The 6,040-nt window shown below is 70.8% G+C and carries 3 protein-coding genes; all 3 read right to left on the bottom strand.

What is annotated here, in order from left to right; genetic code table 11:
* Window positions 1–92: 92 nt before the first annotated feature.
* Genes BJF85_RS19620 through BJF85_RS19610 form a run of 3 tightly spaced genes read right to left on the bottom strand, consistent with a single transcriptional unit; the run spans window position 93 to window position 6,003 of the window.
* On the bottom strand, window positions 93–2,783 hold the full coding sequence (locus tag BJF85_RS19620) for a valine--tRNA ligase (RefSeq protein WP_075849554.1): 2,691 nt from the start codon (window positions 2,781–2,783) through the stop codon (window positions 93–95).
* A 33-nt stretch (window positions 2,784–2,816) separates the two neighbouring features.
* Window positions 2,817–3,494, bottom strand: coding sequence for a GPP34 family phosphoprotein (locus BJF85_RS19615; RefSeq protein WP_075849553.1), 678 nt, complete (start codon window positions 3,492–3,494; stop codon window positions 2,817–2,819).
* Window positions 3,495–3,537: 43 nt separating this feature from the next.
* Window positions 3,538–6,003: a M14 family zinc carboxypeptidase gene (locus BJF85_RS19610; protein WP_083666552.1), complete on the bottom strand. Its 2,466-nt coding sequence runs from the start codon at window positions 6,001–6,003 to the stop codon at window positions 3,538–3,540.
* Between the last annotated feature and the right edge of the window lie 37 nt (window positions 6,004–6,040).

Raw genomic sequence — 6,040 nt, 5'->3', positions numbered from 1 at the left:
GTCGCCGCCGAACTCCGCACCGCCCTCGCCTGGAGAGCCCCCCGACGGTCCCTTTGGTTGCGTACACAACAACCTTGGGGGGTATCGGTCGGTCAGGAGGCGGGGAGGGATTCCAGGCGGGCGGTGATGCGCTCGATGTCGGCGGCGGCGGTGTCGCGGCGGACGCGGATCTTCTCGACCACGTCGGCCGGCGCCTTGTCGAGGAACGCCTGGTTGCCGAGCTTGCCGTCGGTCTGCTTCAGCTCCTTCTCGGCCGTCGCGAGGTCCTTCTGCAACCGCTTGCGCTCGGCGGCGACGTCGATCGTGCCCGACGTGTCGACCTCGACGGTCACCGTGCCGTCGGCCAGCGCCACCTCGATCGACGCGGTCGCGGCGAAGTCATCGCCCGGCACGGTGAGCTTCGCCAGCGACCGGATCGCGTCCTCGTGCGCCGACAGCGCGTCCATCGCCGCGCCGGACAGCCGCGTCGCCACCTTCTGCCCCGGGTTCAGGCCCTGGTCGGAGCGGAACCGGCGGACCTCGGTCACGAGCTTCTGCACGTCGGCGATCCGCGCCTCGGCGGTCGTGTCCGCGGCGGGCAGCTGCTCACCCGACGGCCACGCCGCCACGACGAGCGAGGCTCCCCCGCCGGCTACGCCCTCATTGGCGGGGGTGCCCCCATTACCCGTGAGCGTCTTCCAGAGGCGCTCGGTCACGAACGGCACGAACGGGTGCAGCAGGCGCAGCACCGTGTCGAGCGCGTGCCCCAGCACGGCCCGCGTCGCGTCGGCCCGAGCGGCGTCCTGATCGGACAGCTGCACCTTCGCCAGCTCGATGTACCAGTCGCACAGCTCGCCCCAGGTGAAGTGGTAGAGGATGTTCGTGGCCTTGGCGAACTGGAAGTCCTCCAGCAGTTCGTCCACTTCGGACAGAACGGTGGACAGTCGGCCGAGGATCCACCGGTCGGACTCGGTCATGTCCTCGACCGCCGGCAGGGGGCGTGCGGTCGTCGCGCCGTTGAGGATCGCGAACCGCGTCGCGTTCCACAGCTTCGTGCAGAAGTTCCGCGATCCGGCGGCCCATTCCTCGGCCAAGGCCATGTCGGTGCCCGGGTTGGCGCCGCGGGCGAGCGTGAACCGCGTGGCGTCCGCGCCGTAGTCGTCCATCCAGTCGATGGGGTCGAGGACGTTGCCCTTCGACTTCGACATCTTCTTGCCGTACTGGTCGCGAACCAGGCCGTGCAGGTAGATGTGCCGGAACGGCACGGACCCCTCGGCGCCGCGCTCGCGCATGCCGTGCAGGCCGAACATCATCATCCGGGCGACCCAGAAGAACAGGATGTCGTAGCCGGTCAGCAGCACGCTCGTCGGATAGAACTTCGCGAGGTCGGCCGTGTCGTCCGGCCAGCCCATCGTGGAGAACGGCCACAGCCCGGACGAGAACCACGTGTCGAGCACGTCGGGGTCCTGGTACCAGCCCTCGCCGGTCGGCGGCTGCTCGTCGGGACCGACGCACACCTGCTCGCCGTTCGGGCCGTACCAGACCGGGATGCGGTGGCCCCACCACAGCTGCCGCGAGATGGTCCAGTCGTGCATGTCGTCGACCCAGTCGAAGTAGCGCTTGGCCAGCTCCGGCGGGTGCAGCTGCACACGCGAGTCGCGGACGGCGTCGCCGGCGGCCTGGGCGAGCGGGCCGACCCGGACCCACCACTGCAGCGACAGCCGCGGCTCGACGACCGTGTCGCACCGCGAGCAGTGCCCGACGGCGTGCACGTACGGGCGCTTCTCGGCGACGATCCGGCCGTCCTCACGCAGCGCGGCGACGATCGCGGGCCGCGCCTCGAATCGGTCCAGCCCCTCGAACGGACCGGGCTCGGTGATCACGCCACGTTCGTCCATCACCGACGGCATGGGCAGGTCGTGGCGGCGGCCGATCTCGAAGTCGTTCGGGTCGTGCGCCGGGGTCACCTTGACCGCACCGGTACCGAACTCGGGGTCGACGTGGGCGTCGGCGACGATCGGGATACGCCGCCCGGTCAGCGGCAGGTCGACCTCGGTGCCGATGAGGTGGGCGTAGCGCTCGTCGTCCGGGTGCACGGCCACGGCCGTGTCCCCGAGCATCGTCTCGGCCCGCGTCGTGGCCACGACGACCGAGGCGTCCCCGTCGCCGTAGCGGATCGACACCAGCTCGCCGTCGTCGTCGGAGTGGTCGACCTCGATGTCCGACAGCGCCGTCATGCACCGCGGGCACCAGTTGATGATCCGCTCGGCCTGGTAGATCAGACCCTCGTCGTAGAAGGCCTTGAACATCGTCTGGACAGCGCGCGAGAGGCCCTCGTCCATGGTGAAGCGCTCACGGGACCAGTCGACGCCGTTGCCGAGGCGCTTCATCTGGTCGAGGATCTTGCCGCCGTACTCGGCCTTCCACTCCCAGACGCGCTCGACGAACCGCTCGCGGCCGAGGTCGTGGCGCGACGTGCCGTCCTTGGCCAGTTCGCGCTCGACGACGTTCTGCGTTGCGATGCCGGCGTGGTCCATGCCGGGCAGCCACAGCACCTCGTAGCCCTGCATGCGGCGGCGCCTGCTGATGACGTCGGTGAGCGTGTGGTTGAGCGCGTGGCCCATGTGCAGGCTGCCGGTGACGTTCGGCGGCGGCAGGACGATGGAGAACGGCGGCTTGTCGGACGACGCGTCCGCGGTGAAGTAACCGGCGGCTACCCAGCCCTGGTACAGCGCGGCCTCTTCGTCGGCCGGGTTCCAGGAGGTGGGCAGGTCCGTGTGCTGCTGGTTCGCGTTCTCCGTCACAGCCGGTAAGTCTACGAACCGCCTGCACGCCCCCTACGACGAGGTGGTGGTGACGATGGTCGCCGTCATCACGGCAACCATCACGGCCGCGGTGATCTCGTCGACGGCCTTGTGCACGGCCTCGCCGCCCCAGTTGCCCTCGGCGATCTGCTCCGCGCGCTTGCGCGTGGTCTCCGGATCGTCGGTGGGGAACGCCCCGTCGACGGCCTTCGTGCCGACGAGCAGCGCGACCAACGCCGACGTGCGGTCGTCCGGTTCGCCACCGTCGACGAGCACCCGGTGCAGTTCGGCGCGCAGGCGCTCCTCGTGCCGCGAATCGGCCGTGGGCCAGCGCGTGACCGGGAACAGGCGGAGCACCTTGCGGCTCTCCCTGCGCAGGACACCGCGGTCGGCGAGCCCGGACAGCAGCCGTTCGACCGGGTCGCCCTTCGCGAGCCGGGCCACGGCGTCCTTCGGCTTCGCGCCCTCGACCTCCCGGAGGGCCTCGAGGGCGCCGTCGAGCTCGACGTTGCCGACGGGCGTGGCGTCCCGCACGACGATCCGGCCGGGCTTGCCCTCGTCCGCCTCGCCGGTGAGGTCGACCCGGCCGAGCAGGGTCAGCTCGAGCAGGAAGGCGCCGCCGACGGCCTGGTCGAGGTTCTCGATCCCCGCGACGGGCTTGCCCTCGGTGTCGTCGAACTCCAACAGCAGCAGGTCCTCCGCGATGAGCATGGCCGCACCATAACTCCGCGGAGGACCCGCCACCATCCGATTCCTACGATCCGGCCCAGAACACCGCCGAGGCGACCTGCGCGTACAGGCCCTTCGGGTGATCACGGAACAACGGTTCGGTGCCGAACAGCACCGCCCTCGTCCCTCCGGCGGCCTCGCCGGAGACCACCGAGGCCTGACCAGCGGCCGCGCCGGGGCCGTTGCCGTTGTCGCCGGGCAGCCAGTGGCCCGCCACCAGCGGATCGTCGGCGTAGCGCTGTTCGGCATGCACGCCCTCGCCGAGGTCGGTGAACCACAGCGGGGAGTAGACGAACGAGTGTTCCGGGGCGTCGGCCGACACGGGGCCCTCGCCGCCGGTCACCGACACCACGCCGTTGGCGTCCGAACGGCCCGCCTCCGACGTCACCGGCAGCACGTCGGCCGCCTCGTTGAACGCCGCACCGCCGCTGCCGCGGGTGACGAGCCCGCCGTCGGCGAGGAACTCGTCCACGGCCGCCCGCGCCTCGGCGTCGAGCTCGGCGTAGTCGAGCCCGGTGGAGACGTACAGCGTCGAGACGTCGGACAGGTCGAATCCCTCGTTGAGCGCCGCGGTCGACACGGGACGGACGTCGAAGCCCAGTTCCCGCAGCACGAGCAGCTCGTCGTCCGACGCGGCCGCGGCGATCACCGGTTCGACGATCGGCGCCCCGGCGCTGCCCCGGTCGGCCCGCGTGAATTCCACGCCGAACCGTTCGGCCGCCACGACGGCCTGCGCCCTGGCCGACGCCGGCACGATCAACGTGCCGTCCTCGCCGCGGGTCACCTCGACTCCCTGCTCGAGCAGGAACGTCGCCGCCTTCACGTCGGCGCCATCGGTCAGGGTCAACGCCAGGTCGGCGTTGGGGCCCGGGGACACCGACCCGGTCGGCCCCGCGGCCGAGACCGGCGTGGTGCGCACCGACAGCGGGTCGTCCGACGCGGCGACGGTGGCACCCCACAGCAGGCCGTGGCTCCACCCGGAGATGTCGTACATGCCGGGGACGTCGTCGGAGATGTCCTTGCCGGCGGCCAGGATCACGTTCGCCAGCCCGCGCTTGGGCTGGTGCATGTCCACGACGTACGAGCCCTTCGCGTACCGCTGGCCGTCGACGTGGAACGTGTGCCGGGCCTGCGTGACCCGCACGTCGTGGGCGACCAGGTGGTCGACGAGTCGCGCGGCCGCGCGGTCCGAACGCTGGCCGTGGCCGGCCGGGATGACGTAGGCGCCCGGGAACTCGACCGAGTAGCGGTCCTCCTCGCCGAAGCCGGGAACGTACCCGTCCGGGATCTCGGGCTGCGCCTCACCTTCCCACCCGCGGCGGAACAGCTCGATCTGGTCGTCGATCAGCTCGTCGCGGTTGTGGTCGGTGTACTCGATCGCCGCGTCGATCGTCGCCTCGGCGACCTCGCGGTTGATGCCCGACCGGCGCTGCAGCTCCTCCTCGGGCAGCTGCTCGTAGTCGGCGCGGTTCACGCGCAGCGGGAACTCGATCGTGTGGCCGACGGCGCCCTGGTAGATCGAGTACATCGGCGTGAAGATCGGCGGCCAGTCGTCCCACTCGCCCGGCTCGAAGTCACGGAACGGGATGTCGACCTGCGCGGTCTCGGAGTACCCGAGGTCCTTGACGGCCTGCTCCATGCCGAGCGCGTTCTCGTAGGCGTGCTTGATGTACAGGTCGTACTCGTAGTTCTGCCCGTGCGGCGGCGTGCCCGGCTCGATCAACGTCGTGCTGGTGTAGCCGTGCTCGTCGATCATGACCAGCGGCTGCGTCTCGATCAGCAGGTCGCGCATGGCCCGCGACTCGGGCTGCGACGAGGTGATGAAGTCGCGGTTGACGTCGAACCCGGCGGCGTTGGCGCGCGTACCGGCGACGCGGCCGTCGGGGTTGTTGCTGACCGTGAGGTAGATGCGCGTCGAGTCCAGCAGTTCGACGTCCTCGGCGTCCTCGGAGGTCGCGAGCCGCTCGATCACGTCGAGCGCCCCGTCGGTGCCCTCCCACTCGTCGCCGTGGATGTTGGCGTTGATCCAGATCGGCGCCTTGTAGTCCTCGGCGAGGGTCTCGTCGGCGGCGGCCGCGGTCGGGTCGTCCTCGATGAGGTCCCGCCAGCGGTTCTGCTGCGCGGTCTCCGCGGGCGATTCCGGCGAGGTCAGCGTCACCAGGTAGAGGTCGCGGCCCTCGGTGCTCTGCCCGACGACCTCGGCCGAGACCCGGTCACTGCGCTCCTGCAGCTCGTTGAGCTGCGGTGCGATGTCGTGGTAGGGCGTGAGGCCGAGCTTGATCGACTTGTCGTCGGGGTCCTCGGGGAACTCGCGCAGGTCGGTCTGCCGCGGATAGCCCTGGGCCTCGTCCAGCGCGTTGTTCTGCCCCGACGGGGCAGAATCGCCCAGGGTGGATTGCTGTGCGCCGGCGGGGGCGACGGCCAGCGCGGGCAGCGTGACCGCCACCGTGGCCGCAGCCAACACCCGACGGACGGAGCGGGATACAGCCACTGCGCCTCCTGTTGGACATGCTCGGGACCGGGGAAGC

This window comes from Saccharomonospora sp. CUA-673 (assembly GCF_001942305.1).
Lineage (GTDB): Bacteria > Actinomycetota > Actinomycetes > Mycobacteriales > Pseudonocardiaceae > Prauserella.
Note: the sequence above shows the minus strand (reverse complement) of the source record. Positions and strands in the feature narration are given on the sequence as shown.

Excerpts from the sequence above, each read along its gene's own strand:
- BJF85_RS19615 (WP_075849553.1), bottom strand. The coding sequence starts at position 3,494 with ATGCTCATCGCGGAGGACCTGCTGCTGTTGGAGTTCGACGACACCGAG.